General features: G+C 38.0%; 17 protein-coding genes. 12 read left to right on the forward strand and 5 right to left on the reverse strand.

Annotation, left to right across the window (positions count from 1 at the left end):
- Nucleotides 1–695: 695 nt before the first annotated feature.
- Both AC21OH_RS01350 and AC21OH_RS01355 read left to right on the forward strand, forming a co-directional pair.
- Nucleotides 696–1,010 (forward strand): helix-turn-helix domain-containing protein, encoded by a 315-nt coding sequence (locus AC21OH_RS01350; RefSeq protein ID WP_487370468.1) that lies wholly within the window; start codon nucleotides 696–698, stop codon nucleotides 1,008–1,010.
- Nucleotides 979–1,938 (forward strand): reverse transcriptase family protein, encoded by a 960-nt coding sequence (locus AC21OH_RS01355; protein WP_487370467.1) that lies wholly within the window; start codon nucleotides 979–981, stop codon nucleotides 1,936–1,938. The genes AC21OH_RS01350 and AC21OH_RS01355 overlap by 32 nt, the downstream gene beginning before the upstream one ends.
- A 44-nt stretch (nucleotides 1,939–1,982) precedes the next feature.
- Here the strand turns inward: AC21OH_RS01355 and AC21OH_RS01360 are convergent, their stop codons facing one another.
- Nucleotides 1,983–2,345: a hypothetical protein gene (locus tag AC21OH_RS01360; RefSeq protein WP_487370466.1), complete on the reverse strand. Its 363-nt coding sequence runs from the start codon at nucleotides 2,343–2,345 to the stop codon at nucleotides 1,983–1,985.
- A 138-nt stretch (nucleotides 2,346–2,483) separates the two neighbouring features.
- The gene (locus AC21OH_RS01365; RefSeq protein WP_487370465.1) at nucleotides 2,484–3,188 is read right to left on the reverse strand and encodes a DsbA family oxidoreductase; all 705 of its coding nucleotides are present in this window, start codon (nucleotides 3,186–3,188) and stop codon (nucleotides 2,484–2,486) included.
- Between the two features lie 209 nt (nucleotides 3,189–3,397).
- On the opposite strand from AC21OH_RS01365, the gene pncB reads away from it, so the two are divergent.
- On the forward strand, nucleotides 3,398–4,603 hold the full coding sequence (pncB, locus tag AC21OH_RS01370; protein WP_487370464.1) for a nicotinate phosphoribosyltransferase: 1,206 nt from the start codon (nucleotides 3,398–3,400) through the stop codon (nucleotides 4,601–4,603).
- A 287-nt stretch (nucleotides 4,604–4,890) separates the two neighbouring features.
- Nucleotides 4,891–6,630 carry an AMP-binding protein gene (locus AC21OH_RS01375; RefSeq protein WP_487370462.1) on the forward strand — a complete coding sequence of 580 codons (1,740 nt, stop codon included), beginning with the start codon at nucleotides 4,891–4,893 and terminating at the stop codon, nucleotides 6,628–6,630.
- 141 nt (nucleotides 6,631–6,771) lie between these two features.
- Here the strand turns inward: AC21OH_RS01375 and AC21OH_RS01380 are convergent, their stop codons facing one another.
- On the reverse strand, nucleotides 6,772–7,329 hold the full coding sequence (locus tag AC21OH_RS01380; protein ID WP_486536599.1) for a DUF924 family protein: 558 nt from the start codon (nucleotides 7,327–7,329) through the stop codon (nucleotides 6,772–6,774).
- A 454-nt stretch (nucleotides 7,330–7,783) separates the two neighbouring features.
- On the opposite strand from AC21OH_RS01380, the gene aqpZ reads away from it, so the two are divergent.
- From aqpZ to AC21OH_RS01410, 6 genes are all read left to right on the forward strand, one after another.
- Nucleotides 7,784–8,521 (forward strand): aquaporin Z, encoded by a 738-nt coding sequence (gene aqpZ / locus AC21OH_RS01385; RefSeq protein ID WP_486536600.1) that lies wholly within the window; start codon nucleotides 7,784–7,786, stop codon nucleotides 8,519–8,521.
- Between the two features lie 464 nt (nucleotides 8,522–8,985).
- Nucleotides 8,986–9,849: an S-formylglutathione hydrolase gene (gene fghA / locus AC21OH_RS01390; protein WP_486536601.1), complete on the forward strand. Its 864-nt coding sequence runs from the start codon at nucleotides 8,986–8,988 to the stop codon at nucleotides 9,847–9,849.
- Nucleotides 9,850–9,960: 111 nt separating this feature from the next.
- A complete protein-coding gene (gene rpe / locus AC21OH_RS01395; protein WP_487370461.1) occupies nucleotides 9,961–10,680 on the forward strand; it encodes a ribulose-phosphate 3-epimerase in 720 nt (239 codons plus the stop codon).
- Between the two features lie 146 nt (nucleotides 10,681–10,826).
- A complete protein-coding gene (locus tag AC21OH_RS01400; RefSeq protein ID WP_487370460.1) occupies nucleotides 10,827–11,168 on the forward strand; it encodes a hypothetical protein in 342 nt (113 codons plus the stop codon).
- Nucleotides 11,169–11,259: 91 nt separating this feature from the next.
- On the forward strand, nucleotides 11,260–11,571 hold the full coding sequence (locus AC21OH_RS01405; protein WP_486536604.1) for a hypothetical protein: 312 nt from the start codon (nucleotides 11,260–11,262) through the stop codon (nucleotides 11,569–11,571).
- Between the two features lie 204 nt (nucleotides 11,572–11,775).
- Nucleotides 11,776–12,108 carry a hypothetical protein gene (locus AC21OH_RS01410; RefSeq protein ID WP_486536605.1) on the forward strand — a complete coding sequence of 111 codons (333 nt, stop codon included), beginning with the start codon at nucleotides 11,776–11,778 and terminating at the stop codon, nucleotides 12,106–12,108.
- 198 nt (nucleotides 12,109–12,306) lie between these two features.
- On the opposite strand, the gene rpmG is transcribed toward AC21OH_RS01410, so the two are convergent.
- Both rpmG and rpmB read right to left on the reverse strand, forming a co-directional pair.
- Nucleotides 12,307–12,462 carry a 50S ribosomal protein L33 gene (rpmG, locus tag AC21OH_RS01415; protein ID WP_486536606.1) on the reverse strand — a complete coding sequence of 52 codons (156 nt, stop codon included), beginning with the start codon at nucleotides 12,460–12,462 and terminating at the stop codon, nucleotides 12,307–12,309.
- 68 nt (nucleotides 12,463–12,530) lie between these two features.
- On the reverse strand, nucleotides 12,531–12,767 hold the full coding sequence (rpmB, locus tag AC21OH_RS01420; RefSeq protein ID WP_486536607.1) for a 50S ribosomal protein L28: 237 nt from the start codon (nucleotides 12,765–12,767) through the stop codon (nucleotides 12,531–12,533).
- Nucleotides 12,768–13,364: 597 nt separating this feature from the next.
- Between rpmB and AC21OH_RS01425 the strand changes: the two genes are divergently transcribed.
- Together AC21OH_RS01425 and AC21OH_RS01430 are read left to right on the forward strand one after the other, a co-directional pair.
- Nucleotides 13,365–15,431: a hypothetical protein gene (locus tag AC21OH_RS01425; RefSeq protein WP_487370459.1), complete on the forward strand. Its 2,067-nt coding sequence runs from the start codon at nucleotides 13,365–13,367 to the stop codon at nucleotides 15,429–15,431.
- 357 nt (nucleotides 15,432–15,788) lie between these two features.
- Nucleotides 15,789–17,471, forward strand: a complete 1,683-nt coding sequence (locus tag AC21OH_RS01430) for an MFS transporter (protein ID WP_487370458.1) — start codon at nucleotides 15,789–15,791, stop codon at nucleotides 17,469–17,471.
- The last annotated feature ends 13 nt before the right edge of the window (nucleotides 17,472–17,484 follow it).

Below are 17,484 nucleotides of genomic sequence, written 5' to 3' on the forward strand. Positions count from 1 at the left end.
TTGCCCACGGTGGCGGTGACTACAGGCTAGAGCCGTTCCAACATTCGAGCGACCGCCTCTAGCCAAGTCACCGCGACACCGTAGCCAAACAAGTATATCCACTACAATCGGGGCTAAACCGCTCCTCTTATAAATAAATATCTTAACTTCAGTAAGCATATGGATATAATATATATTTTCGCTATTAGCTAATTTTAATTTGCTAATAGCGAATATTTATCATTGACATAATTTTTATTGTATCTATAATAGCTAGTGTTAGTTGATATACGGACGAAAACTCGTCATATGTATTAGGTAAGATTTTTTACCTGCGGAGAATTTATTTTCTCTACCTTTTGCTGGGCTCATGCGTCATCGATTCGACGTATACTAATAGTTCAGTAGCGTGCATGCTTGCGACGAAGCAAGCATGCACCTGTAAGGATTGACCGCTGATTTAGTCTATTTTTCCAATGACGACGAGAGTATTAGTAATCCTACTAATACTGAATTGGAGAAAAATTTATGAAAAAATCAACTAATAATCAGCACCCGCTTAAGGGTAGTAAAAAATGGTTAAAAAGGTTCACCTTTTTGCTATTGAAAGTATTTAAAGTCATTTACGTCTTGCTTAAGATGTTTGATACTATTAAGCACTACTTTAGTGACAGCCCTTAAGCGTTGTCCTTGACAGCTTTGTTACGGAGTCCAACATGCTTAGTGATGCGTTGAAAAAAATACGTTTGTTTCATAGTTTGAAGCAAAATGAGCTTTCACAACAATTGAATATTTCTAATTCTTATCTATCTGAAATTGAGAATGGGAAAAAAACCCCAAGCCTTGAGCTTTTACAAGGTTATTCAGAAGTTTTTGATATACCTATTTCATCACTTTTATATTTCTCAGAACAACTTGAAAAGGAAGGCGAAATATCTAAAAGCTTTAGGATAAAATCAGCAAGCTTTATTCTCAAGATATTAGAATGGAGTAACAAAAGTGAACAGAAAGAAATTAAAAGTAAAGTCTAAGAAAGTGTATCCTTTAAATCAGTGTAGGTTATATAGGGTTACTAGTCGAAAAAAACTCTGTGATATTCTCGGAATCTCAAAAGAAGAACTAAAATTATTAAGTGATATTTCTAAAAATCAGAATTATTATAATTGTTATACAAGTCCTAAAGGACGTTTAATCCAAGAGCCTTTAAGTCTGATGTATCGTGTTCATAACCGTATAGCTAATTTGTTATCACGAATTGAAACACCTGAATATATTCATTATTCAAAGAAGGGACGTTCTCACTTGACTAATGCGAAGGTTCATTTAGGTTGTAAACAACTAATGACTTTTGACATCAAATCTTATTATCCAAGTATAAGTAGTGAAGCGATACGAGTTTTTTTTAGAGATAAATTAAAATGTGAGCTAGATATTGCTTATATATTATCAAAATTGTGTAGTATCGAGGGCTCTCTCCCAACTGGTAGTCAAATCAGTGTTTATCTTTGTAATTTAGTCAACCTTGATATGTTTAACGAAATGAACTCATTGTGTCAAAGGTTTGAACAAGATTTCACCGTCTATGCTGATGATATTACTATCTCGGGACACTCTGTAAATGATAGTCATCTTAACTTGTTTAGGAAAATCCTAGAACGGTATGGTTATGTGGTTAAAGAAAGTAAAACAAAAAGATATACTTCAAATCAAACACCGATAGTCACTGGCGTAGCGTTAAATAACGACTTAGATATAAAAAATAGCTATTTTAAAGATTTGAGAGAATTCTGCGAAGGCATTAACTATAATATACACTTAGAACCTTATGCGAAATTAAGAGACGAGTATTTATCTTTAAATGGTAAAGTCCAATATTTGAAACAATTAAACAGAAATATACCTAGTTTTGTTATTCAAACTCAAGCAAAGTTAAAAAAGAAGCTTGGTGACCCTCTCTAGATTATTTATATTAAATTCTTTGGAATAAAATATATTTACTACAATCAAAACCTACCAATATTCACCCTCAACCTCTCAAAAAACAGTTGAGGGTCACAATCGCAAGCTTGTAACTCAGCATCGCTCATTACGATATCAATTGAATCTCCATTCAAATAAATCACGCAAGGCACTTTGTCTTGGACAACATGCATAATGTCATCGCTTACCTCGTCTAAATGCAAAGTTTCTATAGGAATAGGGAAGCGCTTAACCTGCTCTTGCCAAACAGGCTTAGCTTTAAAAGACAATCCATGTGTGATATCACATAGCGCGCAGTGTTTGCTCAAAAATACCTTTTCAAAAGCATACTTTAATTCGCCTAATATCGAACCATTTGCATTATATATACCGATGATTTTCTGCATTTTATTCCCTTTTATTCAATGTATAGCAGACTCAAGTCATCTTAGGATAGGCTCACGCTAGTTGGGTTCAGTTGAGTTGAGTTAAACGCTAGTTAGTATTTTTAAGGACTAAACTAGATTTAAATAAGATATAAATTCTTAGGCATCATCTGTCTGTAACTGGTTTATAATCGCTACAAAATTATCCACGCCTTGAGCCCCGGTCACTAAATGACGATCGTTAAAGATAATGGCTGGCACGCCCGTGATTCCTTGCTGAGTAAAGTAGGCTTCTTGCTTACGCACCTCATTGGCATAGCGCTGATCTTCTAATACTTTTAAGGCGTCATCTCTATTTAGTCCAACAGATTCAGCAATAGCTACCAATACATTGCTATCTGAAAGATTGCTATTATCAGTGAAATGGGCTTTAAATAAAGCCATTTTTAGCGCATGTTGCTTGATACCTAGCTTATCGTTACCTAGCTTATCGTTACCTAGCTTATCACAGTCAAGTTCGGCTCCTGCCCAATGTAATAACTGGTGCGCATTAAACGTGTTATGCATCCGCATCTCATCATTAAAATTCATATAAAAGCCTAAGTCTTTAGCACTTTGAGTAATTTTTTCACGATTTTGCTCAGACTGCTCAGGAGTGATGCCGTATTTTTCCATGAGATGCTCACGCACATTCTGCCCCTCATTTGCCATGTCAGGATTAAGCTCAAACGGCTGCCAATGGATATCATAATCAGTGTTAGTCTGCTCAAGTGCTTTTTTTAATTGTAGATAACCGATAAGGCACCACGGGCACATGACATCTGAAGCAATGTCGATTCGAAGTTTTTGATTTGAAGATGTCATATTAGTTCTCCTAAAAGCATGTTAATTTTTTTATTTGCTTCAACTTTTTATATTACTAAAAATAGACAGGGTGGCTAGTTGCTAATTGTAAGGGTTGCTAAATGTAATAGTTGCTCTCAATACTAGTTTAAAATAGCTTTAATATACTGAAACCGTCATAATATTAGAGTAGATAATAATTAATCGCCTACTAATGATTGAGCAATAATATGACCCAACCCATCATTACCTCATTACTTGACAATGACTTATATAAGTTCACTATGCTGCAAGCCATGTTGCATCAGTTTCCTCAAACGCATGGTGTGTATCGCTTTCGTTGTCGTAATTATAAAGATACGGCTTACCCTCTGCCAGATATCAAAGACGCCTTAGAAGAGCAGATTGATTATCTATGTGATCTAAGCTTTACTCACGATGAGTTAGATTATTTAAGTAGTCTACGGTTTATACGCTCTGACTTTGTTGATTACATGGAGCTTTTTAAATTAAAACGTCGTCATATTACTGTCAGTGTCGATCAAAAAAACCGTTTAAGTATTGATATTGAAGGTCCAATGATTCAAGCGATGTTTTTTGAAGTGTTTGTCTTAGCTATCGTTAATGAGTTGTACTATCAGCAATTGACTACTGCCGAAGTTTTGGAAGAAGGTGAGCGCCGATTACAGCAAAAAGTAGATTTACTGCAAGACTTGTCACTAAAACAAGAGCGTGGTGCACCCCCTTTTATTATTGCTGACTTTGGGACACGGCGCCGATTTAGTAAAGCGTGGCATGGTTATGTATTAGAAACCCTACGTAAAGCTGCGCCAAGCATTGTGCGAGGCACTTCAAATGTGTATTTGGCGAAAAAGTACAAGATGACCCCAATTGGTACGATGGCGCATGAGTTTTTACAGGCGTTTCAAGCTTTGGATGTTCGTTTGCGTGATTCTCAAAAAGCAGCCTTAGAAGCTTGGGTACATGAGTATCGCGGTGATTTAGGAATTGCTCTTACCGATGTGGTCGGAATGGATGCTTTTTTACGTGATTTTGATTTGTATTTTGCTAAGCTATTTGATGGGCTGCGTCATGACAGTGGCGACCCTTATAGTTGGGGTGATAAAGCCATCGAACATTATAAAAAGCTCAAAATTGATCCTAAGACCAAGGCGTTAACGTTTAGTGATGGTTTGGATATAGAAAAGGCGTGGGAGCTGCATAGCTATTTTAAAGACCGTATTCAGACCAGCTTTGGTATTGGTACTAATTTAACCAATGATATGGGCTTAACTCAGTTAAATATAGTGTTAAAGCTGGTTGAGTGCAATGGTCAACCTGTCGCTAAGTTGTCAGATAGTCCGGGTAAAACGATGATTCATAATGATACCTATTTGGCATATTTAAGACAGGTTTTTGATATTGAAAAATATTGATGAATAGTTATTTCAGGTCTTGATAACTAACCCAATAAGAAACCATATCGCTATAGTTATAATGATAACTATAGTTTCATTTTAAATCATTCTATGCTTATATAGTATGACGAGTTACGACGAACGAGAGCCGTATTCATAAAACTATATGAACGCTAAGTTATATCTATCAGCACTGGTTATAGAATAATAATTTAGCTCACAAGTCGTCATTTTAAAGTTTGAACAAGCACACAACTATAACATGGAGTTTTAGCTCGGTTTATATATTGACAAGGAGAGTTTATATGTTCAGAGACCTTTTACATCAGCGATACCCGAATGCCGCTTCCAAAAATGCCCCACTAATTATCAGCCATGATAGTGGCCCGACTGATACGCCTTTAATTGAAGATACTATTGGTGACTATTTTGACAAAGTTGTGACACAGTATCCCGATAAAGAAGCGATAGTATCTCGCCATCAAGACATCCGATTAACTTATCAACAATTGCAGCAGCAGTCCAATCAGCTTGCCAGTAGTATGATCAAAATGGGCTTAGAAGTTGGTGATCGAATTGGCATTTGGTCGCATAATAATATTGAATGGTTGTTGATGCAGCTTGCCACCGCCAAGGCAGGTCTTATTTTGGTCAATATCAATCCAGCCTACCGCATATCTGAGCTTCAATACGCTTTAAATAAAGTAGATTGTAAGGTTTTGGTGTTTATGCGACATTTTAAAACCAGTGATTATGTACAAATGGTTCAAGAAATGGCACCTGAGATTTATCATCAGCAATTTGAAAACTTAGCGCTTGATTCATTACCTAATCTAAAGCGTCTCATATGGATTGATCCACCGGATACTCAAGAATCGTTTAACTTCATGCAGAAGTTTACAGATTGGATGGCAGAAGGAGACAGCAATGATCCTGAGTTAGCAAAGCGGCAGAGCAAGCTTGATGCTAATGATGCCATTAATATTCAATTTACCAGTGGGACAACAGGCACGCCAAAAGGTGCGACGCTAACGCATAGGAATCTATTAAACAATGCCTATCATCTCGGTGAAGCATTATGTTTATCATCTGATGATAAGTTATGCTTACCACTACCGTTATATCACTGCTTTGCAATGGTATTGGGTAATCTAACCATGTTGTCGCACGGCGGTTCACTCGTGTATCCAAGTGCCAGCTTTGACCCATTACAGGTATTAAAAGCGGTGAGCGAAGAGCGCTGTACTCTATTACATAGTGTGCCTAGTATGTTTTTAGCGGTGCTCAACCATCCTGAGTTTTCAAAATATGATTTGACCAGTCTGCGTAGCGGTGTCACCGGTGGCGCAAGTTGCCCGCATGAACTCATGCAGAGAATTATCGACGACATGCACATGAGTGAGCTCACTATCGCTTATGGTATGACCGAAACCAGTCCGAAGTCGACGCAAACCTTGCCGACCACAGAATTTGAAAAGCGTATTACCACCGTAGGCGTGGTACAACCTCATCTAGAGGTAAAAATCGTTGATCCCGAAACTGGCGAAACCTTGCCCATCGATGAAGTAGGCGAGGTGATGACGAAAGGGTACGCGGTGATGAAAGGCTACTGGAATGATACTGTAAAAACCAATGAAGCTATCGTAAATGGGTGGATGCATACCGGTGATTTGGGCAGTATGGATGAACAAGGTTACATCTCTATTGTTGGACGCAGTAAAGATATGATTATTAGAGGTGGAGAAAATATTTATCCGATCGAAGTAGAAAACTATTTATATCGTCATCCAAAAATATCAGACGTACAAATTGTAGGCGTGCCTGATGAGCGTTACGGGGAGGTGCTCGCAGCGTGGATTATTCCAAAAGCGGATCAGAGCATAACAGAGCAAGAAATACGCGACTTTTGCTATAACCAAATAGCGCATTTTAAGATACCAACGTACATACGTTTTGTTGATGCGTATCCGATGACGGTCACAGGTAAAATCCAAAAATTCAAAATTGTAGAAATGATGAAAGAAGAGTTGGAAGTGACAGTTTAGTTTAACTTATTCAAAAAGCTATGCTTAGAGTATGCCTATAGAATAAACTGCCATGTGATGACAGTTGATAAATTAATAAACCCAACTTTTATATCAAGTTGGGTTTTTATGTTTTAATTCAAATTTTTGCATTATTAGATTTTAGAACGATGAATTAGGCTGCTTTAAAAATTCTATCTCTTCATCTGTAGAATCTCTATCTAGCACATCATTGCGATGCGGATAACGCCCAAATCGATCAATGATTTCTTTGTGTCTAATCTCATATTTTAAGGTATAGTCATCGTCTAAAGCCTTAAATAGCGGCAAACCTTGCTCATGAATTTTGGCAGATTCAGAATGCATAAAGGGCATAATTGCAAACTTCCTACGCTGTAAAGGGATGTCAGTATAGTCATCACGTTTTACTAATTCCTGTGCTAATACCAACGCCATATCATCCTGAGCAAAGGCATCAGGGGAGTCTCTAAATAGATTGCGAGAGAATTGGTCAAGTACAATTATTTCAGCTAATGCGCCTTGAGACGTATCACGCCAATGAGCACACTCTCCAAGCCTTGCCGATAGTAGGGTATCTAAAAACTTTTCCCTAATTTTATGATCAAAGTTATCATTTTTTTCGAACCAATAAGGCTGGTTGTCTGGATCAAACCAGAAGTCCAAGACTTCTTTTGCTTCAGGTGCTATTTGAGTAGTCATGTTTTTATTGTCTCCTAAAGTGATTGATAAGCAACAAGTCTATAACCGTTAGACTATATAGTTATTTTTCTACTATAATTTTTATGGCTTTTAATCAGGCATCGAATAGTTTAAATAGAAGATAATACAGTTTTTTAGCTTACAAAGTTAAATATAGGTACAATATAAGTTAAATATAGGTACAATATCATCAGTTAAAGCTATCTATCAGGTTATAGAACTGCTGAGAATACTATCTAAAGATAGCATCCATTACTAGTTTGACAAGCTATTCGAGTGACGTTAATATCGTATTGTATGTTTATTTGAGTGCATTGGTTACTCTTTAAAACTTATAATGAATGGACTTAAATAACTGCTATAGAGATTGGCTAAATATTCAACTTACTGAATATTTAGAATAAAAATAACTAATAAAAAAGACGATTATCGTCTTATTTCAAGGAACGAAGATATGACTAATACAAGGAAACTGGCAGCAGAATTCTTAGGGACGATGTGGCTAGTATTAGGGGGCTGTGGTAGTGCGGTATTTGCTGCTAACTTTGGGGGAGACGGTAACCCATTAGGTATAGGGTTTGTCGGTGTGGCATTGGCATTTGGTCTAACCGTATTGACAGGCGCTTATACATTCGGTCATATTTCAGGCGGACATTTCAATCCTGCAGTTAGTATAGGTCTTATGGTAGGCAAACGATTTCCTGCTTCTCAATTACCAGGATATATTATTGCGCAAGTATTAGGCGGTGCTCTTGGAGCGTTTATTATTTACCTTATTGCTACGGGTCAAGCGGGCTTTGCCATTGATGCGAGCAGTGCCGGTGCGTTCGCTACCAATGGCTTTGGCGACTTTTCACCAGGCGGCTACAGTATGACAGCAGCATTCATTGCTGAAATTGTACTTACTGCTGTATTCCTACTTATTATTATGGGCTCCACTCATAAGAATGCACCAGTCGGGTTTGCGCCTATTGCTATTGGTTTAGGTTTAACTTTAATTCACTTAATTAGTATTCCAATCACCAATACTTCTGTTAATCCTGCACGCTCTACTGCGGTTGCATTATTCGTAGGTGGTGATTCTATATCACAACTATGGCTATTTTGGGTAGCACCAATCATTGGTGCAGCGATAGGCGGAGCCATATATGCTTGGTTAGGACATGACCGTCCGGATATCGTTGGTGAGTGAGTTGTTTTAATAAACTAAATAGTTTTAATAAACTAAATAGTTAAAGAGACCTTATAGGTCTCTTTTTTTTGCTTATTAATAGCTATGAAAGGTTATAAAATAATTAATAAGACAACACCTTTATGATCTTGTTAACGGTTCATATCTCCTTATGAGTATATGCTAGAATCATAAGCGTAAATTTAATAAGAATTAAAACCAATAATATATAACCATTTAAAAAATTTAATGAATTTAGTCTGCTTTAATTAACCTTATCTTTTGATCTATAAGATAAAGATATTGTATTAATCAAAATAACTGCTTAGATAACTGCCATAACTTCAATAAATTACCCTAAAAAGTACGCTAATATGATATGTAGCAAAATTACATTACTTTGAATGACTTAATCTTTGATGCCTAATTACTCATCTATTGAGTACCCGTTTGATATAAACCCACTGTTTGATAGGAATACTGATATGTCAGCTTTAAGTTTAAAGAGTAATAATCGTTGTTATCATGGTGAGCAGCATTATTATACTCATCAATCTAGTACTACCCAATCAGAAATGACGTTTAGTATTTACTTACCTGATGAGGCCTTAGCGGGTAAGACTTGCCCAGCAATCCTATACTTATCTGGGTTAACGTGTAGCCCTGATAATGTGACTCATAAAGCGCACTTTCAGCAAAGATGTAGCGAGCTTGGCATGATTTTTATTGCGCCAGATACGTCGCCAAAAGGGGAAGATTTGCCAGATGATGACCGTTACTTTGTGGGTCAAGGCGCAAGTTATTATGTGGATGCCAAACTAGCGCCTTGGGCAGATAACTTTCAAATGCACAGTTATATCATTAATGAATTTTATGAGCTGGTTCGGAGTCAATTCTCTATAAGCAGTATAGGTATTACAGGTCATTCCATGGGCGGGCATGGGTCCATCATGTTTGGATTCAAATATCCAAGTAAGTTTGTCAGCGTGTCTGCCATTGCACCTGTCAGTGTTGCTAGTGAATCGGACTGGGGTAAAGCGGCATTTGAAGCTTATTTCGGTGCAGATTCCAACCAAGGGGGTTTAAGTTGGTCACAATATGATGCGGTGACTGCCATTAAAGAGGCAGGCAAAAAGTATACCTCATTATTAGTTGATCAAGGCGGAGCCGACGATTTCTATAAAGAAGGCGCACTTCGTCCTGAAGCCCTGCAAGCAGCTTGCCAAGATGTTGACCAGCCCCTAACACTTCGTTATCACGCAGGATTTGACCACAGTTATTATTTTATCCAAAGCATTATTGATGATCATGTTGAACATCACTATAACGCCGCTTTGATTCATGGATAGCTGTTATAATAACGGGGGCTAATAGGATGGCTAAAGCTCCCTAATTTAATTAACTATAGAATAACGCCTTTTTTATTATCCAAAAATTAAACCTTTATTTTGAGAAATCGTATGAGCAGTACACAATCCGCAGCTTCTAACGCTAGTCAATCAGACTTTCTTATTGCCCCCTCTATTCTTTCAGCCGACTTTGCGCGTTTAGGAGAAGAGGTAGAAGCAGTCCTTGAAGCGGGTGCCGATGTTATTCACTTTGATGTCATGGACAATCATTATGTGCCAAACTTAACGTTTGGAAGTATGATTTGTAAAGCCTTACGCGATTATGGGGTTGAGGCGCCAATTGATGTTCACTTAATGGTTTCACCTGTAGATAGTATGATTGAGCAGTTCTTAGAAGCAGGGGCTAGTTTTATAACTTTTCATCCAGAAGCGACGCATCATATCGACCGTTCATTGCAAATCATCAAAGATGGCGGCGCTGAGTGCGGGCTTGTATTTAATCCTGCCACACCGCTACATTATTTAGATTATGTCATTGATAAAGTCGATCAGATACTACTAATGAGTGTTAACCCTGGGTTCGGCGGTCAATCGTTTATTGAAGGGACGCTTGATAAGATTACCCAAGTGCGAGAACGGATTAACGCCAGTGGTCGAAACATTAGATTAGAGGTAGATGGCGGGGTTAAAGTTAACAATATACGTGCGATTGCAGAATCAGGTGCAGATATGTTTGTAGCAGGTTCAGCCATCTTTAATCAGCCTGACTATAAGCAAGCCATCGATGCAATGCGCCATGAGCTCAGCTTGGTTGGCGCCACAAAAGTTTAGTTATACCAATTCTGAAAACTATCATATCGAGTAAAACGAGTGCAAAAGCTACAATGAGTCTAAACACTACTTATTGTAGGCTCAGCGAGTTAATAAGGATAGGTTATCTTCAAAAAAGGTATTAATTTGACATATAAAGAGATGAAATGACTGACAATACAACTTTAAAAAAACAACCCGTAAATCCTCAAAAGCAACCCAGTTTAGTACCCAAAAATTTTACTATTGGTTTGTTTTTATTCTCATTGGTATTAAGCATAGCAGGTTATGTTTTTAGATTAATCTTTGGTGACCCTTTAAATGAGGTGTTACGGCATGCCGCTGTTATAGTCCCTTTATTTGTAATTGGTATCCCTTTACTGTTTTGGGTTGGGGCGCTAATTATGAATAAACTCAATAATATGAATATTCAGCGCCGAAATGCGTTGACTTTAGGCTGGTTAACCTCATGTGTCACCATGCTATGGCTAATGGGAACTTATAGTTAAATAATCGGGACCTATTTTTAAACTTTAGTTTGAGAATGGGTACATATCGTTGTATTAACCTAATTATATGAAGACTCGTTAAGGAATTCATTTGTCAATATTTGACCCGCGCTCTTTTTATTATCCTTATCCAAAAGACATTCCTAAAGGACTCATAATAGCCCTTATTATTGGATGCTTATTGTTCGGTTTATCAAGTTTACGTCAAGGTACTGACCTACAGGGCTGGCTTGCCGTGCTTGAGCAGTGGTTATTCATGTTAATCATAGTTCCTACCGCCACAGCTGTGGTAGCCTTGCCTTTTAAATACCGTGATCCAACTTTTGAGCTTAAAAATGCATACTATCTTGGTATGTTTGTTGCGCTATTATTTACCTTAGCCAAACTACGCTATTGGCGTTAGGCCATATTACGGATATATGAATGTATGTTGTAAGTTATGGCTTAAATTGAGCTTAAGCTAAATAAACCTTGAAATTTGTGTCATTAGCGTCCATTGTTTATAGACAGACTTTAATTGTAAAGCTAAGTTTAAAGCAAAACGATTAGATGCTATACGTTAAAATGCTAAGCAATATATTAAAACGCGATATGAGGTTAATAGGGAATGGTATTTGATTTTGACAACGACAGTAATATAAATATCGATATTGATACAGATACTGGAGAGCGCTCGACCAAACGTAAAGGGTTCGCACAAGAGACGGTGCTTGAGCTTATCGAAGACGTGGATGGAATGATCGTTTTACGTGATGCAGGCGATGCGGACAACCCACTATTGACAATCAATTTTTCTGATAAAGTACAAGATATGCTAGGTAGTGATGTTCAATTTGTGGGACATCAAATGGTCCACGCTGCTATTCAGGCTGTTATGAAAAAGCAAGTAGGGCAGTGGCACGCTAACGTTTATGATGAAGAGCCTGAGCATTACAGCTAATTTAATAACATCAAAAGATTTCACTAGATAAATACGTTTGAGTCTATAAATCTACAACTATAAATCTATAACTAGCGATCTATAATCAATAAAAGTAACATAACAAACTAACATTAAATATTCATCCATTAAAAAAGGAGATTATCATTTGATAATCACCTTTTTTATAGCGTTATATTGTCAAAAGACATTAGAACACTATTTGATTTTAGCTTCTTTAAAAATAACGTGTTTGCGGGCTTTAGGATCAAACTTTTTGATTTCCATTTTGCCAGGCATAGTACGTTTGTTTTTGGTAGTGGTATAGAAGTAACCTGTACCAGCAGTAGATACTAACTTAATCTTGTCTCTCATGATGCATTCCTATTAATTTGTAAAATACGATGACTAAAAGCGAGTCATCTTGCTAGTCGATTAAAAGACTAAACTTTTTCACCTTTAGCGCGTAAATCAGCAAGAACTTTATCAATACCTTGCTTATCGATAATACGCATACCTTTAGCAGAAACACGAAGACGAACAAAACGATTTTCAGATTCTACCCAAAAACGATGATTATGTAGATTTGGAAGAAAGCGACGACGGGTTCTGTTAAGCGCGTGCGAAACATTGTTACCCACCTGAGGGCGCTTTCCTGTCACTTGACATACTCGAGACATGACGGACTCCTAATATAGTTGTAAGACATAACGAAAAGCATGCTAATCATGCTTTATAAATAAGGTGTCTTACCTACTCAAAATAACAATTCGATATGCGGCTATGGACACATAAGATTGATACTTGAATAAAATGTTAACAGAAAGTTTGCGGTCATAACTTTTTAACGCCACAACGAAAAAAGTGGGTGACCTTACTAAAATTTTTAAGGGCGTATTTATACCATACAATCAGATATTTATCAAATAAATTGTTAAAAGATTATCGCACAATACCACGCATAAATTAAGTTTTAATTATAAGATAGTGTCAAATTTCGTATATACTAACTGTATTTGATCTTAATGATACTATTTTTGTTGTAAGTAACCATTAAAAACAGTAAATTATATCTTAGAACATATTGCGAAACACTATATTTATTTAGATGGTATATTTATGTAGATGGTATGTCTGCTAAAAATGTTATGACAAGTTATGGACGACTGCTTTATTTTGATCTTTATAGGTCCTTTTTAAACTTTAAATAAGCAATTTAATAAACATACTTACAAATCACTCCAAATCGGTAAGCTTAGGATATTAGGAAACAGAACATGATGGTTAGATCAGCTAGAGTATTTCAATTAACGGCGCTAACAGTCTCACTAGCATTAGCAGGGTGCGGCGGTAGTGATAACAGCGGCGGCGTTGATTCAGTTAAGCCTGGGCTACCTGAAGGAGGATCTCAAGGTAATGGGGGTGCAACAGGCAATGGCGGATCTAATCCTCAAAGTCCTATCGAGTCATTGAACGTCAGTATTATATCAATAAAGGATGTAAACGGAAATGATACTCGATTTATTAATCGTAATGGCGTTACTGCCAAAGTAACGGTAACGGATCAAGCAGGTCAACCCATCTCGGGAGCTTTAGTCACCTTTTCCGGTGAGAAAGTACAGTTCGGTAGTTCTAATAATGCAGTAATCACTAATACCAATGGTGAAGCGATTATATCTGTCATGCCTGAATCAAATACCGATACGGGAAGTTACACCATGAAAGCTACGGCCACTTATAATGGGATGACCAGTGATGCCGCTGATGCTTTTTATTCCATTCAAGCTGTGAGTGTCCGCTTGAGTAACTTGCAGACAGCCAAAACCAATTTGGAAACTGGTGGCTCAACCCTTGTTACTGTTGAAACTACCGATCAAGTAACTGGTGCGTTTGCCAACGATGTCAGCGTTAACTTTAGCGCGACATGTGGTAGCTTTGATACCGCCTCATTATCATCAACTAACCAAGGTAATGTGAGTACGACTTATAAAGCGGTTGATAGTAATGGTCAGCTTTGTGAAGGTGTACATACCATTAGTGCTACAGCACCAAGTGCCAGTACTTCTGCTTTACAAACCACAGTAAACATAGCTGCAATCGAAGCTACGTCGATTATTTATACCACAGAAGCAGGTATGACATTAGGTGCTAAAAGTAGTGGGTCTGCGAGTAGTAGTCAGATTGAATTTACCGTTTTCTCAAATGGTACGCCAGCTTCTAATCAAGAGGTGGACGTTTATTTATTACGTGCACCGAATGATTTTAGTTTTGTCAGAAATGGTAACCGTAATAGCCCTCAGACGTTAACCAGTGATGCTTCAGGTAAAATTAACGTGACGGTCTATCCTGGTGATCTTCCAGGTCCTGTAGAGCTTAAAGCTGCGTTAAAAGCTGACCCTTCTGTTTTTGCGTTGTCTAAAAACTTAGCCGTGGCAACTGGTCGACCCGCTCAATTTCGCATCACGCTTGCACCAGAACGCACGGTCATCCAAAACGACATCATATCAAGTACAGGTATCGTCGTTCGTCTTTCAGATCGTCAGGGTAACTATGTACCAGAAGGCACTGTGGTCAGCTTTGTGACCGAAGGCGGTACGGTGACACCAAGTTGTGCTACTGACGATCAAGGCGAGTGTTCAGTGACGTTAACTTCTCAAAACCCTCGTCCTGCTGACGGCCGCGTTAGTGTCTTAGCCTATGTAGAAGGGGATAAAGCCTATTTGGATGTCAATGGAGACAACATTTATACACCGGGAGTTGATACGCTGACACAGAATATAGGCACGTTATTCCGCGATGATAACGAAAATCTTCAGTATGATATTGGAGAATATCAATATAGCCGCGCTTTATTAGGTAATCCTTTATCTTGTGCGCCTTCACTGTTTACGCAGCCTAACCGTCCTAATACTTGTGATGATGCTTTAGATGCTGTGTTGCGCAAACAGATAATTTTAGGATTTGCAGCGAGTACGCCAACCATTGTCAATAAGGAATATGATCAATCAAGCAATACGATCACATTTGGTCTATACGGCAATGGTATGCTAACTCTGCCTATGCCTTCAGGAACTAATGTGTCTATCGTTACTGATGATAGAACAGATGACGGTGTAGATTGTAATGCTGAGTTGATATCTGGGTATGAAGAAGTTCCGAATTCTGTCGATTTAATGCGAGTCTACAGTCAAAATGGCACTATGACTAATGGATTTTTAAATAGTGATGTTGTCAAGTATGCCGTCGATGTGCAAAACTGTACTAGCAGTGATAAAGTTGAGCTTAACATCACATCGCCTGATGGCGGGGTAGTGAAAACTCGCCTAAATCCGTTAATTCAATAATTTTTGATTCAGTAATGCATTAACTTAATAATACATTAACTCAATAATGCTTTAACTTAACAGCGTATTTCCTTTATACGTAATAATAGACAAACCTAAGCTTAAAAGCTTAAGAAATGATTATAAATAAATGCCCTCAACATTTTGAGGGCATTTTTTTGATAGGGATTAATTTGTAGTATCCTAATATTTAGATCTTTATTGAATAAAATTATCAGCTTCTTCTAATCAGCTTCTTAAATAAGAGATGCTAACAATATAGAAAACGCTGAGAGTCTATTGAGCACTAACAGTTAAACGTTAAATCAATTACACGATCTTTAAGTCTCACTCCGTATAAATAGGTAGCTACCATCCATGTGTAAGGTATCAAAAGACGCGCCTTCAGAGCAAAACCTCTCAGCGACTAGCTCTTCACAACCATACCAGCTGTTTACAGTGCAAAGCAGCACACAACCTCCTTATTCCTTACTTGCTGTACTACTCTCCTTATACTTAGCACAAGGATTGCCCTCTGGATTTATAACGCAGGCGTTGCCGGCAATTTTAAGAGAGTACAACGTGTCGTTACAAATGATCGGCCTATCAGGACTCATACTGATCCCTTGGTCATTGAAGTTTTTATGGGCTCCACTGGTTGATAGATATTATTTCAAATCGATAGGTCGGGCGCGTAGCTGGATAATACCGATTCAATTACTATCAGCGCTATTAGTGGCTTGGGTAGGTCTATTCGATCCTTACGCACTTAGCTCACCGGCGACGTTATGGACAATTTATTTGCTCTTGTTTTTATTGAGTTTGAGTGGGGCCACGCATGATGTAGCAGCAGATGGATTGGCGACCCGGTCGCTCTCTGAGATTCGATCAATTACTAAATTACCACCCTACGCGCAATCCTCTACTAACGCCACGCATAATAACGTACTGTATAAGGATAATAAAAGCGCTTCGAATAGAAGTGAGATGAAGGTACATATTAACGACCTATCAGCATCCAACAATATATCTACCGTCACCAATGCGTCTAATATGAGTGATGCGCTGACTGTAGGTACAAAGCACTCACATAACCCCTATCGGGGAATGGGTAATGCGGTGCAAGTAATTGGGTATCGGCTCGGGCTTATATTGGGCGGTGGGGTTTTTCTATTGGTATTAAGCCAGTGGTCGTGGCGTTATAGCTTTTTTGCTATGTCAGCACTTATCTTGCTCAACACCCTCCCTATATGGCGGTATGATGAAAACAAACGTGATATACACTATGATCATAAGGTAGAAGGTGATCATAATCTAATATGTCATGATGCTAATTTGGATGTGTATCAAACGCATGGAGATAAAGAAAATGCAATAAATTCGCAATTGAATCTTAAGTTTAGCTTTGCGGATATTGGAAGATATATTAGCGAGAATTACAGCTACTTTTGGTCCAATAAGCATATGCGCGCATGGCTTTATGTACTACTCACATTCAAAGTAGTAGATGGTATATCTAGCGGCATGGTTAAGCCTATGATGGTAGATATGGGCATTGCCACACGAGATATCGGCCTATGGGCAAGCGTACTGGGGTCAATAGCGTCATTAATTGGTGCAGGCATAGCAGCTATTTTATTAAAACGGTTTAGACCTCAAAATACCTTAGTAGTGTTTTATGGTTTGCAAACTTTGACTACCGCGCTATATATGATTGTTGCCATAGGCTTTGAGCATCCTAATTGGATAGCACTTAGACAGCACGTCCCATTTTGGTGGATATATGCGGCTAATGCGATTGAGCACATGGCAGCAGCACTTGCGCTAGTTGCGATGTTAACGATGGTAATGCATTACGCACGGCATGATAAAGCAGGTAGCGACTTTACCACGCAAGTATGTATTTTAACGGTATTTAGTGGCGGGGCACATTTAATCAGTGGCTATATCGCAGATTGGTTAGGATATACGGGTCACTTTACGCTAAGTGTCGTTTTAGGCGGACTATGCCTTATACCACTTCTGTATTGGCGACGTGTATTTGGCGCTATAAACCCATAATATGAGTCAACAA

It is taken from the genome of Psychrobacter sp. CX10 (assembly GCF_057621575.2).

What these genes read in the sequence shown, in the direction of transcription:
- AC21OH_RS01365 (WP_487370465.1), bottom strand. Translation starts at nt 3,188, where the DNA reads ATGACATCTTCAAATCAAAAACTTCGAATCGACATTGCTTCAGATGTC.
- rpe (WP_487370461.1), top strand. Translation starts at nt 9,961, where the DNA reads ATGAGCAGTACACAATCCGCAGCTTCTAACGCTAGTCAATCAGACTTT.
- pncB (WP_487370464.1), top strand. Translation starts at nt 3,398, where the DNA reads ATGACCCAACCCATCATTACCTCATTACTTGACAATGACTTATATAAG.
- rpmG (WP_486536606.1), bottom strand. Translation starts at nt 12,462, where the DNA reads ATGAGAGACAAGATTAAGTTAGTATCTACTGCTGGTACAGGTTACTTC.
- AC21OH_RS01430 (WP_487370458.1), top strand. Translation starts at nt 15,789, where the DNA reads ATGTGTAAGGTATCAAAAGACGCGCCTTCAGAGCAAAACCTCTCAGCG.
- AC21OH_RS01350 (WP_487370468.1), top strand. Translation starts at nt 696, where the DNA reads ATGCTTAGTGATGCGTTGAAAAAAATACGTTTGTTTCATAGTTTGAAG.
- AC21OH_RS01410 (WP_486536605.1), top strand. Translation starts at nt 11,776, where the DNA reads ATGGTATTTGATTTTGACAACGACAGTAATATAAATATCGATATTGAT.
- fghA (WP_486536601.1), top strand. Translation starts at nt 8,986, where the DNA reads ATGTCAGCTTTAAGTTTAAAGAGTAATAATCGTTGTTATCATGGTGAG.
- AC21OH_RS01360 (WP_487370466.1), bottom strand. Translation starts at nt 2,345, where the DNA reads ATGCAGAAAATCATCGGTATATATAATGCAAATGGTTCGATATTAGGC.
- aqpZ (WP_486536600.1), top strand. Translation starts at nt 7,784, where the DNA reads ATGACTAATACAAGGAAACTGGCAGCAGAATTCTTAGGGACGATGTGG.
- rpmB (WP_486536607.1), bottom strand. Translation starts at nt 12,767, where the DNA reads ATGTCTCGAGTATGTCAAGTGACAGGAAAGCGCCCTCAGGTGGGTAAC.
- AC21OH_RS01425 (WP_487370459.1), top strand. Translation starts at nt 13,365, where the DNA reads ATGATGGTTAGATCAGCTAGAGTATTTCAATTAACGGCGCTAACAGTC.
- AC21OH_RS01380 (WP_486536599.1), bottom strand. Translation starts at nt 7,329, where the DNA reads ATGACTACTCAAATAGCACCTGAAGCAAAAGAAGTCTTGGACTTCTGG.
- AC21OH_RS01400 (WP_487370460.1), top strand. Translation starts at nt 10,827, where the DNA reads ATGACTGACAATACAACTTTAAAAAAACAACCCGTAAATCCTCAAAAG.
- AC21OH_RS01375 (WP_487370462.1), top strand. Translation starts at nt 4,891, where the DNA reads ATGTTCAGAGACCTTTTACATCAGCGATACCCGAATGCCGCTTCCAAA.